Origin of the sequence: Lentzea miocenica (genome assembly GCF_033949945.1) — a bacterium.
GTDB lineage: Bacteria > Actinomycetota > Actinomycetes > Mycobacteriales > Pseudonocardiaceae > Lentzea > Lentzea miocenica.
Genome location: NZ_JAXAVW010000003.1, coordinates 286,160 through 300,920, shown reverse-complemented (window position 1 = coordinate 300,920; position 14,761 = coordinate 286,160). Strand labels below are relative to the sequence as shown.

Annotated in this window: 15 protein-coding genes; 6 read left to right on the top strand and 9 right to left on the bottom strand. The window is 67.8% G+C overall.

Annotation, left to right across the window (positions count from 1 at the left end; all coding sequences use genetic code 11):
* The first annotated feature begins 56 nt into the window (after window positions 1–56).
* Window positions 57–1,721, top strand: coding sequence for a fumarate hydratase (locus tag SK803_RS05600; protein WP_406601486.1), 1,665 nt, complete (start codon window positions 57–59; stop codon window positions 1,719–1,721).
* An 80-nt stretch (window positions 1,722–1,801) separates the two neighbouring features.
* Here the strand turns inward: SK803_RS05600 and SK803_RS05595 are convergent, their stop codons facing one another.
* The 9 genes from SK803_RS05595 to SK803_RS05555 all read right to left on the bottom strand — a co-directional run bounded on the left by SK803_RS05595 (window position 1,802) and on the right by SK803_RS05555 (window position 10,236).
* Complete coding sequence (locus SK803_RS05595; protein WP_319964669.1) at window positions 1,802–2,599, bottom strand: alpha/beta fold hydrolase; 798 nt, start codon at window positions 2,597–2,599, stop codon at window positions 1,802–1,804.
* 18 nt (window positions 2,600–2,617) lie between these two features.
* Entirely contained in the window at window positions 2,618–3,148 is a 531-nt protein-coding gene (locus SK803_RS05590) for a hypothetical protein (protein ID WP_319964668.1), read from the bottom strand.
* Window positions 3,149–3,245: 97 nt separating this feature from the next.
* Window positions 3,246–3,536, bottom strand: coding sequence for a hypothetical protein (locus SK803_RS05585; RefSeq protein WP_319964667.1), 291 nt, complete (start codon window positions 3,534–3,536; stop codon window positions 3,246–3,248).
* A gap of 233 nt (window positions 3,537–3,769) precedes the next feature.
* Complete coding sequence (locus SK803_RS05580; protein WP_319964666.1) at window positions 3,770–4,897, bottom strand: hypothetical protein; 1,128 nt, start codon at window positions 4,895–4,897, stop codon at window positions 3,770–3,772.
* Entirely contained in the window at window positions 4,894–6,153 is a 1,260-nt protein-coding gene (locus SK803_RS05575) for a glucarate dehydratase family protein (RefSeq protein WP_319964665.1), read from the bottom strand. Before SK803_RS05575 ends, SK803_RS05580 begins: the two co-directional genes overlap by 4 nt.
* A complete protein-coding gene (locus SK803_RS05570; RefSeq protein WP_319964664.1) occupies window positions 6,150–7,052 on the bottom strand; it encodes a 5-dehydro-4-deoxyglucarate dehydratase in 903 nt (300 codons plus the stop codon). Before SK803_RS05570 ends, SK803_RS05575 begins: the two co-directional genes overlap by 4 nt.
* Before the next feature lie 9 nt (window positions 7,053–7,061).
* Window positions 7,062–7,940: a carbohydrate ABC transporter permease gene (locus SK803_RS05565; protein ID WP_319964663.1), complete on the bottom strand. Its 879-nt coding sequence runs from the start codon at window positions 7,938–7,940 to the stop codon at window positions 7,062–7,064.
* A complete protein-coding gene (locus SK803_RS05560; RefSeq protein ID WP_319964662.1) occupies window positions 7,937–8,827 on the bottom strand; it encodes a carbohydrate ABC transporter permease in 891 nt (296 codons plus the stop codon). Before SK803_RS05560 ends, SK803_RS05565 begins: the two co-directional genes overlap by 4 nt.
* An 89-nt stretch (window positions 8,828–8,916) precedes the next feature.
* A complete protein-coding gene (locus tag SK803_RS05555; RefSeq protein WP_319964661.1) occupies window positions 8,917–10,236 on the bottom strand; it encodes a sugar ABC transporter substrate-binding protein in 1,320 nt (439 codons plus the stop codon).
* A gap of 125 nt (window positions 10,237–10,361) precedes the next feature.
* Here SK803_RS05555 and SK803_RS05550 point away from each other — a divergent pair, with 125 nt between their 5' ends.
* The 5 genes from SK803_RS05550 (at window position 10,362) to SK803_RS05530 (ending at window position 14,604) form a co-directional block, all read left to right on the top strand.
* The gene (locus SK803_RS05550; protein ID WP_319964660.1) at window positions 10,362–11,150 is read left to right on the top strand and encodes an IclR family transcriptional regulator; all 789 of its coding nucleotides are present in this window, start codon (window positions 10,362–10,364) and stop codon (window positions 11,148–11,150) included.
* A 47-nt stretch (window positions 11,151–11,197) separates the two neighbouring features.
* The gene (locus tag SK803_RS05545) at window positions 11,198–12,025 is read left to right on the top strand and encodes an NAD-dependent epimerase/dehydratase family protein (protein ID WP_319964659.1); all 828 of its coding nucleotides are present in this window, start codon (window positions 11,198–11,200) and stop codon (window positions 12,023–12,025) included.
* Entirely contained in the window at window positions 12,022–13,527 is a 1,506-nt protein-coding gene (locus tag SK803_RS05540; RefSeq protein WP_319964658.1) for an aldehyde dehydrogenase (NADP(+)), read from the top strand. Before SK803_RS05545 ends, SK803_RS05540 begins: the two co-directional genes overlap by 4 nt.
* Before the next feature lie 92 nt (window positions 13,528–13,619).
* Window positions 13,620–14,201 carry a class I SAM-dependent methyltransferase gene (locus tag SK803_RS05535; protein WP_319964657.1) on the top strand — a complete coding sequence of 194 codons (582 nt, stop codon included), beginning with the start codon at window positions 13,620–13,622 and terminating at the stop codon, window positions 14,199–14,201.
* Window positions 14,202–14,235: 34 nt separating this feature from the next.
* Window positions 14,236–14,604 (top strand): heavy metal-responsive transcriptional regulator, encoded by a 369-nt coding sequence (locus tag SK803_RS05530; RefSeq protein ID WP_319964656.1) that lies wholly within the window; start codon window positions 14,236–14,238, stop codon window positions 14,602–14,604.
* The last annotated feature ends 157 nt before the right edge of the window (window positions 14,605–14,761 follow it).

Below are 14,761 nucleotides of genomic sequence, written 5' to 3'. Positions count from 1 at the left end.
TACGTCCCTTTGATGGCGGTACGGTTTTCTGATCCGAACTGCACACCGTTGGAGTTGTGTACCCCGTGCCCACCACTTTCGAGTACACCGACGTCCTTCCGCTCGCGAAGGACACCGAGACCGAGTACCGCCTCGTCACGTCGGACGGGGTGAAGCTGATCGAGGCCGGCGACCGCAAGTTCCTGGAGATCGCTCCCGAGACGCTGACGCTGCTCGCCAAGGAAGCCATCCGCGACATCCAGCACCTGCTGCGCCCGTCGCACCTCGCCCAGCTGCGCAAGATCATCGACGACCCCGAGGCCTCGGGCAACGACCGTTTCGTCGCCATGGACCTGCTGCGCAACGCCGCCATCTCGTCGGGCGGTGTGCTGCCGATGTGCCAGGACACCGGCACGGCGATCATCATGGGCAAGCGCTCCGAGACCGTTCTGACCGGCGGCGACGACGAACAGGCCCTCGCCCGGGGCGTCTTCGAGGCCTACCAGGAGCTCAACCTGCGCTACTCGCAGATGGCCCCGGTGACGTTCTGGGACGAGAAGAACACCGGCACGAACCTGCCCGCGCAGATCGAGGTGTTCCACAAGCCCGGCCAGGAGCCCGTGTACGAGTTCCTGTTCATGGCCAAGGGCGGCGGTAGCGCGAACAAGACGTTCCTCTACCAGGAGACCAAGGCGGTTCTGAACCCGAAGCGCCTCGCGTCGTTCCTCGACGAGAAGCTCCGCTCGCTCGGCACCGCCGCGTGCCCGCCGTACCACCTGGCGGTCGTCGTCGGCGGCCTGTCCGCCGAGCAGAACCTCAAGGTCGCGAAGCTCGCCTCGGCCCGCTACCTCGACAACCTGCCCTCCGAGGGTTCGGCGCTGGGCCACGCGTTCCGCGACAAGGACCTCGAGCAGCAGGTCCTGGAGCTGACCAGGAACTTCGGCATCGGCGCCCAGTTCGGCGGCAAGTACTTCTGCCACGACGTGCGCGTCATCCGGCTGCCCCGGCACGGCGCGTCCCTCCCGGTCGGTGTCGCGGTGTCGTGCTCGGCGGACCGCCAGGCCAAGGCCCGCATCACGCCCGAGGGCGTGTTCCTCGAGCAGATGGAACGCGACCCGGCGCAGTTCCTGCCCGAGATCGAGGGCGAGGACCTGTCCGACGAGGTCGTCAAGATCGACCTCACCCGCCCGATGCCGGAGATCCGCGAGATCCTCACCAAGCTCCCGGTGAAGACCCGCGTCTCGCTGACGGGCCCGCTGGTCGTGGCTCGCGACATCGCGCACGCCAAGATCAAGGAACGCCTCGACGCCGGCGAGGAGATGCCGCAGTACCTCAAGGACCACCCGGTCTACTACGCCGGTCCGGCCAAGACGCCCGAGGGCTACGCCTCCGGTTCGTTCGGTCCGACCACCGCGGGCCGCATGGACTCCTACGTCGAGCAGTTCCAGGCCGCCGGCGGCTCGCTGGTGATGCTCGCCAAGGGCAACCGGTCCAAGCAGGTCACCTCTGCCTGCAACAGCCACGGCGGCTTCTACCTGGGCTCCATCGGCGGCCCGGCGGCCCGGCTGGCGCAGGACTGCATCCGCAAGGTCGAGGTGCTCGAGTACCCCGAACTCGGCATGGAGGCGGTCTGGAAGATCGAGGTCGAGGACTTCCCCGCCTTCGTCGTCGTCGACGACAAGGGCAACGACTTCTTCGCCGAGACGTCCGCCCCGACCCTGCAGATCAGTTTCAGGCGTTGATCTTCAGCCTCTAGTCGCATCCACAGCCGGGCCCCTGATATCCGATATATCAGGCGGCCCTGCTGTGCTGCGTCGGGTCCCTAGCGGGCCAGCAGCCAGTCGAGGGCGGCGTCGGCGTGGTCCAGCACTGAGATGTGGCCGTCGCCTGGGGTGAGGCGGAGTTCCGCGCCGGGGATGCGGGAGGCGAGCCACTGGCTGTGCGAGGGCGGATTGATGCCGTCGCGATCGCCGTGCAGCAGAAGCACGGGTACCCGGATGGACGCCGGGTCGAAGCCCCACGGGGTCACGTAGGCGAGGTCGTCGTCGATCAGCGGGCCGGGGCCGTTCGCCAGCGCGGGTTCGACGACCTTGCCGAACCACGACCACGGGCCTCGCAGCGTCGCGAGGTCCGCCTCGGAGAACTCCATGTCGTACTCGACGCCGGACGCCTCGTACCGTTCCTTCGCCGCACGGCCCGCGGCGGCCGCACGCAACGACGCTTCGGCCGAAGCGACCATGCCGTCGAACCAGGCGAGGCCGGAGGCGTCGAAGGGGGCCAACGACGCACCGGTGACGACAGCGGTCACGCGGTCCGGCAACAGGGCGGCGCACGCGAGGGCGTGTGGTGCGCCGCCGGAATGGCCGATGACCGCGAACTCGTCGAGGCCGAGCGCGTCGGCGACGTGCGATGTGTCAGCGGCGGCCGACGCCACCGTCCTGCCTGGTACGGCGGTCGACCCGCCATAGCCCGGCCGGTCGTATGACACCCAGCGCACGCCCGGACGGAACAGCGGTTCGGGTGGCAGTCCCAGGTTGGGTGTGCCGTGATGCCAGAACACCGGCACGCCTTCGCCCACGTCGTACACGTGGAGCCGCCGCTCCCCCAGGTGAAGATCCATGCCGTCAGCGTCTCACCATCAGCCGGTCTCCTCGCGGGATTCCAGGACCAGGCGGCGGTCGCCGAGAGGGGCGGCCAAGCGGACGGTCAGCGGCACCTGACGGACCTCCTGGGTGCACATGGTGCCCGGCGGCTGCTTGGTGATCGTGACCAGCGTGATCTGGACGACCTCGGCGGACTGCGCGGTCACCTCGGCACGAGCCTCCTTGCAGCCACCACCCACGCCGAAGACCTCGATGTCACGACCGTCGCCGAAGACGTAGGCCTCGTCGCGGTAGGTGTCTGACAACGATGTCGTGTCCACCTTCTCCTTGGCCACCGGCGTCACGTTGGGCGGGACGACCGGCTTCTCCTCCGAGATCGAGACCGGAGGCTGGGCCGGGGCCGTGGGGTTCGCGCCGGACGACCCGGTGGAACCAGGCGCGGACGTGCCGGACGTGGGCGCGCCGCTGGAGGAGCCCGAGGACGATCCGGGCGCGCCGGACTGCGTGCCGGACGAGCAGCCGGCGAGCACAACGGCAAGAGCAACGGCAGCGACGGCGTTTCTCATGCGCACCATCCTTGCAAACCGGGACAAGTGGCCAGGTGAAGAGCGGAGGTGCCCGGCCGACGGGGCAGATGCCGACCGGGCACCGTGGGAGGGAGGTCTACTTCTGTTCCTGCCGCGACGTCAACGCGACCGTGCGCTCACCGAGGGGCTCGGACAGCTGCACCGTCAGCGGTGGGAAGCGGATGTCCATCGTGCAGGCCTGCTTGTCCAGCGGCAGCGTCTCGACGAGCTCGATCTTCACCACGGACGCCGACTGCTCCAGCACGGACGCGCTGGCCTTGCCGCACCCGCCCTCCTGGGCGATGACACCGACGGTCTTCCCGTCGCCCTGTGTCCACACGGTGCGCGGATACTCCGACGACAAAGCGTTGGTGTCCAGCTTTGTCACGGGTTTACCGTCCGGCGGGACCTCTCCGGGCGCGATGCCTGGCGGGATCTCCGAGGGTGAGGTGGCGGTCGGCAACGTCGGACCGCCACCTGCCCCAGTGCCCGCGTTCTGCGCACTGCCACAGGCCGAGATCACCAGCAGCAGGACGCCAGTGCCAACTACGGTTCCTATGTGCCTCATGTTCAGAGGACGGAACCGCGAGCACTAAGGGTTGCAGCGACTTCGCTTCACAGTTACCGGCTTACGGCGGCCACGGCCTCACGCAGCGCGTCCAAACGAGCAGCCGAGGCCAGACCTCCGTGGTACAGGTGGAATTCCTCGACGCCGGCGTCGAGGTAGGCCAGCCACTCCTTCGACAGCGCCGCACCGTCGGCGGGCTTCGGCGGCAACCCCAGCACGTACGCGGCGATCCGCGTGTCCGGAGCAGCGGCCTTCAAAGCCTCGATGCCGGGCACCGCGACCTCAGGGCCGGGCCAGCACATCGTCGTCAGCACGTCGACATCCGCGTCCAGCCCGCCGGCAACCGTCGCGAACGGCCCGGTGCCCCACGGGTCCGCCGTCACGTGCATGCCGATCCGGATCGACGGCGCCGCAGCACGAATCTCGCCGACCAGCCTCTGCCGCAACGATCGCACCACCCCGGTGCGCACGGCCCGCACGTCCTCCGCGAGCGCACCCAACGCTTCCTCAACGCTGGGTGCACCGCGATCAACCCCGGCCCGGACCGCTTCACGCAGGGCATCCGGGTCGGCGTACAAGGCGGTGCACGAAGAACAGAAGCACAGTGACAACAGCTTCTGCTGCACCGGATTCCAGTCCGTGCCATCGGTCTTCTCGTGGTGCCCTCCGTGGAAGAACCCCAGCGGACCACAGGCCTCGAGGATGATCCCGTCCGGCGCACCGAGTTCCAGCACCTCGGACACCAGCACCGACGTGTACTCGACAACATCGGGCTGCGCCGTGCACAACGCGTACGGGTAGCGATCCCCGAAGGCGTTCACCACGGTGACGTCCGGGTGCAGGTCGCCCAACCGCGAGTTGTGCGTCAGCACCGTCCACGCGTACACCGGCAATCCGGCCGCACGAACCAAAGCCGCCGCCTCACCGTACGAGTTCGAACCGTCCATCCAGGACGGTTCCGCCGGCACCAACCGGCCGAAGTTCGACTCCCGGACCGGCAGGTAGAACGCCGCGTGCCGGGCATCGACCAACCTGTGCTGCGGATGCAACGGCGTCGCGGCCCGCACGGTGTGGTACGACGCGGCCAGGGCGATCGCGTCGACGCCGAGACCCCGATACCGGGCAACGGCCTCGGGATCCCCGATCAGGTCCCACGGATAGGCGTGGACAACCGACTTCACCACCGGGGACGCTTCCTCTCGTAGCTCGGGTCGAACTTCCGCATGTAACCCGTGTCGTCGCGCGAGGTGATCCCGCACTTCACGTAGTTCTCGGCCATGCGCGCCAACGCGTCGCGATCCAGCGAGACACCGAGACCGGGCGTGACGGGAACCGGCACCGCACCATCCACAAAGGACAGCACGCCTGGTTCGACGATCTCGTCCTGGGCGTTCCACGGGTAGTGCGTGTCGCACGCGTAGTTCAGGTTCGGCGTGGCAGCGGCCAGATGCGTCATGGCGGCCAGCGAGATGCCCAGGTGCGAGTTCGAGTGCATCGAGAGGCCGATGCCGAACGTCTGGCAGATCATGCCCAGCTGCCGAGACCGCTGCAGCCCGCCCCAGTAGTGGTGGTCGGACAGCAACACCTGCACGGCGTCCTGCTCCACGGACGGCTTGAGGTGCTCGAACGCGACCACGCACATGTTGGTGGCCAACGGCATCGGCGCCTTCGCGGCCACCTCCGCCATCCCGGGGATCTCCGCCGTCGGATCCTCCAGGTACTCCAGCACGCCGTCGAGCTCGGCCGCGACCTTCAGCGACGTCGCGGGCGACCAGGCGGCGTTCGGGTCCAGCCGCAGCGGGTGGTCGGGGAACGCCTCGCGCAGCGCCCTGATCGCCTCGATCTCCTGCTCCGGCGGGAACACACCGCCCTTGAGCTTGATCGAGCCGAACCCGTACTCGCCGATCATCTTCCGCGCCTGCGCCACGATGCCTGCGGGGTCGATCGCCTCGCCCCACTCGTCCGGCTCGGCGCCGGGATGCCCGTCCCACTTGTAGAACAGGTAGGCGGAGTACGGCACAGCAGAACGAACAGCGCCACCCAGCAGGTCGTGCACCGGACGCCCCAGCGCCCTGCCCTGGATGTCCAGGCACGCGACCTCGAACGGCGAGTACACCCGGTCGACGGTGCTCTCCGCGGTGATCTTCCCGGTCAGCCCGTGCTTGTCCGGCCCGGCCTTACCACCCAGAACCGACGCGACCCGCGCGTGCATCTCGTTCAGCGCGAAGACGTCGAGCCCGATCAGAGAGTCCACAACGGACCGTGAGCGCTCCAGGTGCGCGAGGTCGCCGTATGTCTCCCCCAGCCCTGAAACGCCTTCGTCGGTGTGCACCTCGACGATCGTGCGCAACGCCCACGGCTCGTGCACGCCGGCGGCGTTCAACAGCGGCGGATCGCGAAACGCGATCGGCGTCAGAACGATTTCGGTGATTTTCATGCCAGCAGGGCCTTACCAGCGGCGATGATCTTGTCGAGTTCGGCGACGTGCTCGTCCAGCGGGTCGATCAGCGGCGGGCGAACGCCACCGACGTCGAGACCGTTCGCGCGCACCGCGGCCTTCACCAGGGCAACCGCGTAGCCGGGAACCTTGTCCCGCAGCTCGACGAGAGGCTTGTAGAACTCGAACAGAAACCGGTTCACGAGCTCGGTGTCGCCGGTCTGCACCGCGTTGTAGAAGCCCAGTGAGATCTCCGGCGCGAAGCAGAAGACGGCCGACGAGTAAAGCTCGACGCCGATGCCCCGGTACGCGAGCTGGGTCATCTCCGCGGTCGGCAGGCCGTTGAAGAACTGGAACGGCTTGTCAACAACTGCGCGGACGGAGAGCACGATCCGTTGCATCTGGTCCAGGTCGCCGATGCCGTCCTTGAACCCGACGACGTTCGGGATCGACGCGACCTCGACGGCCGTCTCTGGCGTGAACCGCGCGTTGTTGCGCTGGTACACGATGATCGGCAGCTCGGTGACGCCCGCGACCTCGGCCACGTACCGCACGAGACCGGCCGCCGGGTTCGTCACCAGGTACGGCGGCAGCAGCAGGATGCCGTTGGCACCGGCGCGTTCCGCGGCCCGCACGAACTGCTTGGCCGCCACGACCGAGCCACCGGCGCCGGCGAACACCGGCACCTTGCCCGCGGTCGCCTCGACCGCGACGGCCACCGCACGCTCGAACTCCTCCAGCCCCAACGCGTGGAACTCGCCGGTGCCGCAGGCGACGAACACCGCGCCTGGCCCGGCGGAGACACCGTGCTTGACGTGCTCAGCCAGCACGTCGAACGCGATGTTCCCCTCGGTGTCGAACGGGGTCACCGGAAAGAACAGCACACCATCGAGTTGCATACCAGACACTCATCCCTTGATCGCTCCGGTGGTGATCCCACGCAGGAAGGACTTCTGCAGCGACAGGTACACGACCAAGCTCGGTACCAGCGCCAGCAACGCTCCGGCCAGCACGATGCCCGTCCCGACCATGTCGTCGGACCGGAGCGCGAGGAGTGCGACCGTGAGCGTGTAATCGGAGGGGTCAGCGGCGACGATCAGGGGGAGCAGGTACTGCTCCCAAATCATGTTGAAGCCGAACACGGCGATCACACCGAGCGCGGGCTTGCACAGGGGAAGAATGATCTGCGCGAAGAGACGCAGCTCCCCGGCACCGTCCACTTTGGCCGCTTCCTCCAGTTCGCTGGGGATCTCCTTCATGAACTCCGTCATGACGAAGATGGAGAATCCCCAAGCCCCCAACGGGAGGATGACGCCGAGCAGGGTGCCCTTCAGACTCACGTGCACCAGCGGTAGGTCTCCGATCACCAGCGAGAGCGGGATCGCGATGACCTCCTCCGGCAACATCATCGTGGCGAGGATGACCAGCAAAGCGATGGCCTGACCGCGGAACTTCTTGCGCGCCAACGCGTAGGCGGCGAACACGCTCACCGCCAGCTGCAACAGCAGGGCACCACCGGCGATGATCAACGAGTTCATCAGGTAGTGCCAGATCTTGTTCTCCGCCGCGACCTGGAAGTTGATCAGCGACGGGTTGTCCGGGATCACCGACAGCTGGGTCGGGTCCGGGTTGTGGTCGAACGCACCGGAGAAGATGACCAGCAGCGGGCCGCAGAAAAGGATTACAGCGACGGCACTGAAAAGAACGCGGACGCCCCTGCTGACCCACGCGTCCGGGCGGGTGGACCAGCCGATGGCACTGTCGAAGCGACTTGAGTTGACGCTCATCGCGCCTCCTTCCGCCGGCGGTACCACTGCACGCTGACCGTGAGAATCAAGGTAACCAGGAACAACAGCACGGAACCAGCGGAAGCGAGCCCGGCTTCGGACTGTTCGAACGCCGTTGTGTAGACGCGCGTCATCCAGACGTCGGTCGACCCCGCGGGGCCACCGCCGGTGAGCACGTACACCTCGGTGAAGACGCGCAGGCCGCGGATCGCCGCCAGCGTCAGCAGGATCGTGATGACCGGGCGCAACGCCGGCAGCGTGACGTTCCAGATCCGCTGCGGCGTCGAGGCGCCGTCGATCGCGGCCGCCTCGTACTGCTGACGGTCGATGCCGGCGAGCCCGGCGAGGATCAGCACCATGTCGTACGGCGCGTGCTTCCAGATGCCGACGAACATGACCGACACCAGCGAGGTGTCCGTGCTGTGGATGTACTCCCAGGGCCCGAGGCCGACCCACGAGATGAGCTCGTTGAGGAAGCCTTCCGGTGCCGGGTAGAAGAACAGCCGCCAGATCTCACCGATGACCGCGGTGGCCGCCACGACGGGCAGGAACACCGCGGACCGCACGAACCACAGCGACTTGGTGTGGCCTTCCAGCAGCAACGCCAGGAAGAAGCCGATGAGCATCGCGCCGATGGTCTGACCGCCCGCGAGGACCAGGGTGTGCCAGCTCGCGGTCAGGAACTTCTCGTCGGACAGGATCGTCGAGTAGTTCTTGAAGCCGACGAAGATGTCACCGAGGAAGGGCCGGACCTCGAACAGCGAGAGCCGGATCCCCTCCGCCATCGGGATGAACTTGAAGACCAGGAAGATCAGCGCGGCGGGAAGCAGGAACAGCCACGGGACGAGTGTGGCTCCCGTGAGGCGACGCCGGCGGCGCCGCCTCACGGGGTGGGTTTCGACGGCACCGCCGCCACTAGCCGTCGAGCCCACGTCTCGGGTGTCCCAGTGATGTTTCTCGGTCGGCTGAACTGCCGTCACTGCGACGCCTTCTGGTTCTCAAGCTCCTTCTTCAGCGCGTCCGCGAGGGACTTCAGTTCGGCCGAGGAGTCAGCCGGGCACTTCGCGAAGATGGAGTTCAGGGTCTCCGAGGTCTTCTGCCGGAAGGGCGCGAAGTTCGGCACGCTCGGGAACGGCCGCGCCTCGCTCTGGTACACGCCCGCCACGGTCGCCCAGCGCGGGTCCTTGTAGGTCGCGTTGACGTCGACCGTCTTGTTGACGGGGAGGCGGACGACCGGCTGCGGGTCACCCTTCATGCCGGCCTGCTGAGCCTCCGCCGTGATCAGGTACTCGGCGAGCTTCTTCTGGTCGGCGGTCTTCGCGGAGCCGGCCATCTGGTAGATGTTCTCGCCCTCGCCGAGCACCGTGGCGCCGGCCGGGCCGCGCGGGGACGCGATGACCTCGTACTTGTCCTTGCCGACCGACTTGTCGAAACGGCCGATCATGTACGGGCCGGTGAGGTAGATGCCGCTCTTGCCCGACTCGAACAGCGGGTGGGCGTCGTTCGTGCCCAGCGTCAGCGAGCCCGGCTGCATGACCTTCTCTTCGCAGAAGAGCTTGCGCAGCCGTTCGATCGCCTTGGTCGACTCCGGCGAGTCGATGCCGACGGAGAACTTGCCGGCGCCCTCTTCCTCGAGGATGTCGCCGCCGCCCTGCCAGATGTAGCTGGACGCCCACCACGCGAGGTAGCCGCGGTCGGTCGTGCCCGGCACGAGCATGCCGTAGGTGTCGTTCTGCCCGTTGCCGTCGGGGTCGTTGCGGGTGAAGGCCTTCGCGAGGTCGTCGAGCTCTTCCCACGTCGTCGGGACCGGCTTGCCGAGCTTCTCGCGCCAGTCCTTGCGGATCAGCGTGACCATCGCCTGGGTGGAGTAGGGAATGGCGTAGAACTTGCCGTCCGCGCCCTTCCCGTTGTTCCACGCGCGGTCGACGATGTCGCCGCCGCCCGCGACGTCCTCGCGGCTGACCTCGGTCGTCCAGCCCTGCTTGACGAAGTTGCCGAGCGAGCCGGTGTCGGTGATGACGACGTCGGGGAGGTCCTTCGACGCGGCGCGCTGCTGCACCTGCTTGTCGAAGTCGTTGAAGATCGGCTTGTAGTCGACCTGCACACCGGTCTTCTCGGTGAACGACTTGAAGATCTTCTCGTAGACCTTCGCGGTTGCCTCGGTAGAGCGGGTCCACACCTCCAGAGGCTTGTTCGGGTCCTTGGACGACGTCGCCGTGGTGCCACCGCTGCCGCATCCTGCGAGCAGCGCTGCCACGCCGAGCGTGGCGATAGTCGTGGCTGTTCTACGGCGCATCGTCGGAGCCCTTCGTGTTCAGATATATGAACGGGGGTCGTACTTGTGAACCTGGTGCAGGACTGTAAGAATCAGCACAGCGACGTGTCAAGGGCATGTTGCGTACGGGTTTCGAAGGAGGCCAGGTGGCGTCGCCGATCGACAAGGGCACAGCTCGTCCGGGCGCAGTAAAGTCCGCGGACCGAACGGTGGAGCTGCTCGAAGTGCTCTCCGCGTCGGACCGCCGGCTGACGCTCACGGAGCTGCATCGCGAGCTCAGCTACCCCAAATCGAGCCTCTACATGCTGCTGCAGACGCTGGTCGCGCGCGGCTGGGTGGAGGTCGACTCAGATCGGGGCACCTACGGCATCGGCGTGCGCGCACTGCTCGTCGGTACGTCCTATCTGGACCACGACCCGGTGGTGCGCGCGGCGATCCGCGTGATGGAGCAGGTGCGGCAGGACATCAACGAGACCGTGCACCTTGCCCGATTGGACGGCGCGGACGTCGTCTACCTGGCGAGCCGCGAGTCCGAGCACCACCTGCGCGTCGTCTCGCGCGTCGGCCGCCGGCTGCCCGCGCACTCGACGTCGCTCGGCAAAGCCGTGCTCTCGACGCGCACGCCGGAGGACGTCGACCTGATCCTCCCCGCCGAACTGGCCCCGCTGACCCCCAACACCGTGATCGATCGGGCGGCGCTGCACGAGCAGCTCGCCGGGTTCCGGAATGTCGGTTATGCCCACGAACGTGAGGAGAACACGCCGGGGCTGGGATGTTTCGCGGTCGCGTTGCCTTACCGAAACCCCGTTCTGGACGCTATGAGTTGTTCGGTACCACTGGGCAGACTGGACCCCGAGCACGAGCGGCAGGTCATCGCCGCTCTGCTGGACGCCGCCCGGACGATCACCGAGCTTCTCCGCCAGTTCGGTCGCTGATACGAGTACTGCCGAAACATCTGCACAAGACGGAGGGGTCCAAACCCGTGACCGCACGCATCCTGATCACCGGCGCCGGTGGTGGGGTGGGGACGCTCATGCGTTCCCGTCTCGCCGCGGAGGACCGTGCCCTGCGGCTGCTGGACATCGCGGAGCTACCCGCGGCCGCTGACGGCGAGAACGTCGAGCTGGTCCAGGCGACGGTGACCGACATGGCCGCCATGGAAGCCGCGATGAAGGACGTCGACGCCGTGATCCACCTCGGCGGCCACAGCCTCGAGGAGGCGTGGGACAAGATCCTCAGCGTCAACATCGACGGCACGCACACCGTGCTGGAAGCCGCACGGCGCGCCGGGGTGCGCCGGGTGATCCTGGCCAGCTCCAACCACGCCGTGGGTTACGTCGAGCGCGCCGACGGCGAGGCCGGTGACTACGCCTTCCCGCGCCCGGACACCTATTACGGCGTGTCCAAGGTGGCGCTGGAGGCGTTGGGGTCGCTGTACGCCGACCGCTACGGCATGGACGTGATCGCGATCCGCATCGGTTCGTGCTTCGAGAAGCCGCGTGACGTGCGGATGCTGTCGACGTGGATGTCACCGGACGACGGCGCACGCCTGTTCGAGGCGTGTCTTTCCGTTCCCTCACCGGGATTCCGGATCGTGTGGGGTGTCTCGGACAACAAGCGCGGCTGGTTCTCGCTGGACGAGGCGCGCGCGATCGGTTACGAGCCGCAGGACGACTCCGAGGAGTACGCCGCAGAGGTGCTGGAGAAGCACGGCGGTGAGCTCGACCCCTCGTCGTACGCGGCGAAGTACGTGGGCGGGGTCTGGTGCGGCCCCGATTTCGACACGGCAGTCAAGGAGGCAGGGCGTTGAGCCACGTCGTTCAGGGATACAACCCGCGCACCGGTGAGCCGTTCGGCGAACCGGTTGCGAAGACCCCCGACAGCGAGGTGGACCGGATCGCCTCAGCGGCGGCAGTCGCGTTCTCCGCCTGGTCGGTCGTTCCGGCGGCGGACCGCGCTGTGGTGCTGGAGAAGGTCGCGGACGCGCTGGACGCCGAGTCCTCGTTGCTCGTGGAGACCGCCGACGGCGAGACGGCTCTCGGCGTGCCGCGGCTGACGACGGAACTGAAGCGCACCACGAACCAGCTGCGGCTGTTCGCGGAGGTGTTGCGCGAGGGCAGCTACGTCGAGGCCACTTTGGACACGGCGAACCCGGACATCATTCCGCCGCGGCCCGTGCTGCGGCGCGTTCTCCGTCCTCTTGGGACGGTCGCGGTGTTCTCCGCGTCGAACTTCCCGTTCGCGTTCTCGGTGGCCGGTGGTGACACGGCTTCCGCGCTGGCGTCGGGTTGTTCCGTTGTGGTGAAGGCACATTCCGCGCACCCGTCGACTTCGCGTGAGACCTCGCGGGTCGTCGTGGACGCTTTGCGCGACGCCGGTGCGCCCGAAGGTGTGTTCGGCATCGTGTTCGGCACCGAGTCCGGTGTCGCGCTGGTGAAGCACCCTGCGGTGCGCGCGGTCGGCTTCACCGGGTCGACCGGTGGCGGGCGGGCGCTGTTCGACCTGGCGCAGGGCCGGCCGGACCCGATCCCGTTCTACGGCGAGCTGGGCAGCGTGAACCCGACGGTGATCCTGCCGGGTGCGGCCGCCCGTGAGGACATCGCCGCCGGGTTCGCCGCGTCGCTGACGATGGGCGTCGGGCAGTTCTGCACGAACCCCGGCCTGGTGTTCACGCCCGCCTCGCTGGTGCCCGCGCTGGGTGAGGCCGTCGCCGCGACCGCCGGTGGCGCGATGCTGAACGAGCGGATGTGCGACTCCTACAAGGCTTCGACGGACGCGCTGGCCGCGTCGGACCTGGTGTCCGTCGTGTCCTCGGGTACGCGCCCGGACGAGGCGTGGGCCGTGGCGCCGCGGCTGTTCAGCGTGCCGGTGTCGGTGTTCGAGGAGAACCTCGAGAAGCTGACCGAGGAGCACTTCGGCCCGGCCGCGCTGGCCGTGACGTACTCGGATCCCGCCGAGCTGCACTCGGTGCTGGCGAAGCTGCCGGGCACGCTGACCGGCACGGTGCACGCGGAGACGTCGGACCACGCGGAGGCCGGTGAGATCGCCGAGATCCTGCGGCACGTCGCGGGTCGCATCATCTTCAACGCGTGGCCGACCGGTGTCGCGGTGGCGTGGGGCCAGCACCACGGTGGCCCGTGGCCGTCGACGACGAACCCGCTGCACACGTCGGTGGGTGCCACGTCGATCCGCCGCTGGATCGCTCCGGTGACCTACCAGTCGTGGCCGGACGAGTTGCTGCCCGCGGAGTTGCAGGACGCGAACCCGCTGGGCATCCCGCGCCGCATCGACGGCGTGCTGGGCGTGCACTGAGTCTTCTTCGGCCGGGGTCTCTTCGGCCGCGTGCTTGGCGGGGCTGCTGACGGTAACGTCGGTGGCCCCGCTTTTCGTTGGGAGGCCTTGCGATGGTCGGTCGTCGTGCTTACGACTTCATGTACCGGACCTGGGCGCCGTGGGAAGGGGGACCGCGCGACGAGCTGGTGGGGCTGGTGACGTCGGGGCGGATCGCGCCGGGACGCGCGATCGACCTCGGCTGCGGCAGCGGGGCGAACTCGATCTTCCTCGCGGAACACGGCTTCGACGTGACGGGTGTGGACTACTCCCCCGTCGGCCTGGAGAAGGCCCGGCGCGCGACGCCGCCGTCGTTGTCGATCTCGTGGTTGCCAGGGGATCTGACCGCCGCCTCGATTCCCGGTGTCTCCGGGACGTTCGACCTGCTCGTGGACTACAGCGTGCTGGACGACATGAGCGGGCCCGCGATGGAGGCGATGGCGGCGACGGTGCTGAGGCTGTCGCATCCCGGTTCGGTGTTCCTGATGTGGTGCTTCTACGACGAGATTTCGTGGTGGAAGCGTCGTGGCGGGCGGTTCCCCGGCCTTGCCGTGGGTGCCGAGCAACGGTTGTTCGGTTCGTCGTTCGACATCGAGCGGTTGCCGGAGCCCGCGGTCGGCAGCGGCTACGCCTGTTTCGTGATGACGCGCGCTTGACATTGGAGTGTGCTCACAGGTTTAGCGTGGGCACATGAGAGTCGCCGAGCTCGCACGGCAGGTCGGGGTCCGGCCCGACACGGTCCGGTACTACGAACGCGCAGGACTGCTCGCGCCGCCGCCGCGCACGTCGTCGGGGTATCGGCAGTACCCGTCGTCGGCCGCGGACCGGATCCTGTTCATCCGCGACTGCCAGCGCCTCGGCCTGAGGTTGCGGGAGATCTCGTCGTTGCTCGCCGTCCGCGACACCGGCGAGTGCCCGTGCGAGCCGGCCGAGGAGCTGCTGCGCCGGCACATCGACGAGATCGACGCCGAGATGGCCCGGCTCGCGCGACTCCGCTCGGAACTGGTGGGCATGGTCGGTACCGACTGTCCACCGTGGTGCCCGCCGGAGGGGAGGTGAACGGGATGGACGACTGCTGCATGAGTTGCGACTGCTGCTGACCGACGATTTATCAGTCGGTTGACACCAATCCGGCGTGGCGCCCGCCGGATTCGTGTCCGGGACATGTCATCAGTCCGACATCAGGCAGATGTTTGAAGGAATTCGACAGCTCCTT

Excerpts from the sequence above, each read along its gene's own strand:
- SK803_RS05595 (WP_319964669.1), bottom strand. The coding sequence starts at position 2,599 with ATGGATCTTCACCTGGGGGAGCGGCGGCTCCACGTGTACGACGTGGGC.
- SK803_RS05590 (WP_319964668.1), bottom strand. The coding sequence starts at position 3,148 with ATGAGAAACGCCGTCGCTGCCGTTGCTCTTGCCGTTGTGCTCGCCGGC.
- SK803_RS05575 (WP_319964665.1), bottom strand. The coding sequence starts at position 6,153 with ATGAAAATCACCGAAATCGTTCTGACGCCGATCGCGTTTCGCGATCCG.
- SK803_RS05570 (WP_319964664.1), bottom strand. The coding sequence starts at position 7,052 with ATGCAACTCGATGGTGTGCTGTTCTTTCCGGTGACCCCGTTCGACACC.
- SK803_RS05565 (WP_319964663.1), bottom strand. The coding sequence starts at position 7,940 with ATGAGCGTCAACTCAAGTCGCTTCGACAGTGCCATCGGCTGGTCCACC.
- SK803_RS05555 (WP_319964661.1), bottom strand. The coding sequence starts at position 10,236 with ATGCGCCGTAGAACAGCCACGACTATCGCCACGCTCGGCGTGGCAGCG.
- SK803_RS05535 (WP_319964657.1), top strand. The coding sequence starts at position 13,620 with ATGGTCGGTCGTCGTGCTTACGACTTCATGTACCGGACCTGGGCGCCG.
- SK803_RS05530 (WP_319964656.1), top strand. The coding sequence starts at position 14,236 with ATGAGAGTCGCCGAGCTCGCACGGCAGGTCGGGGTCCGGCCCGACACG.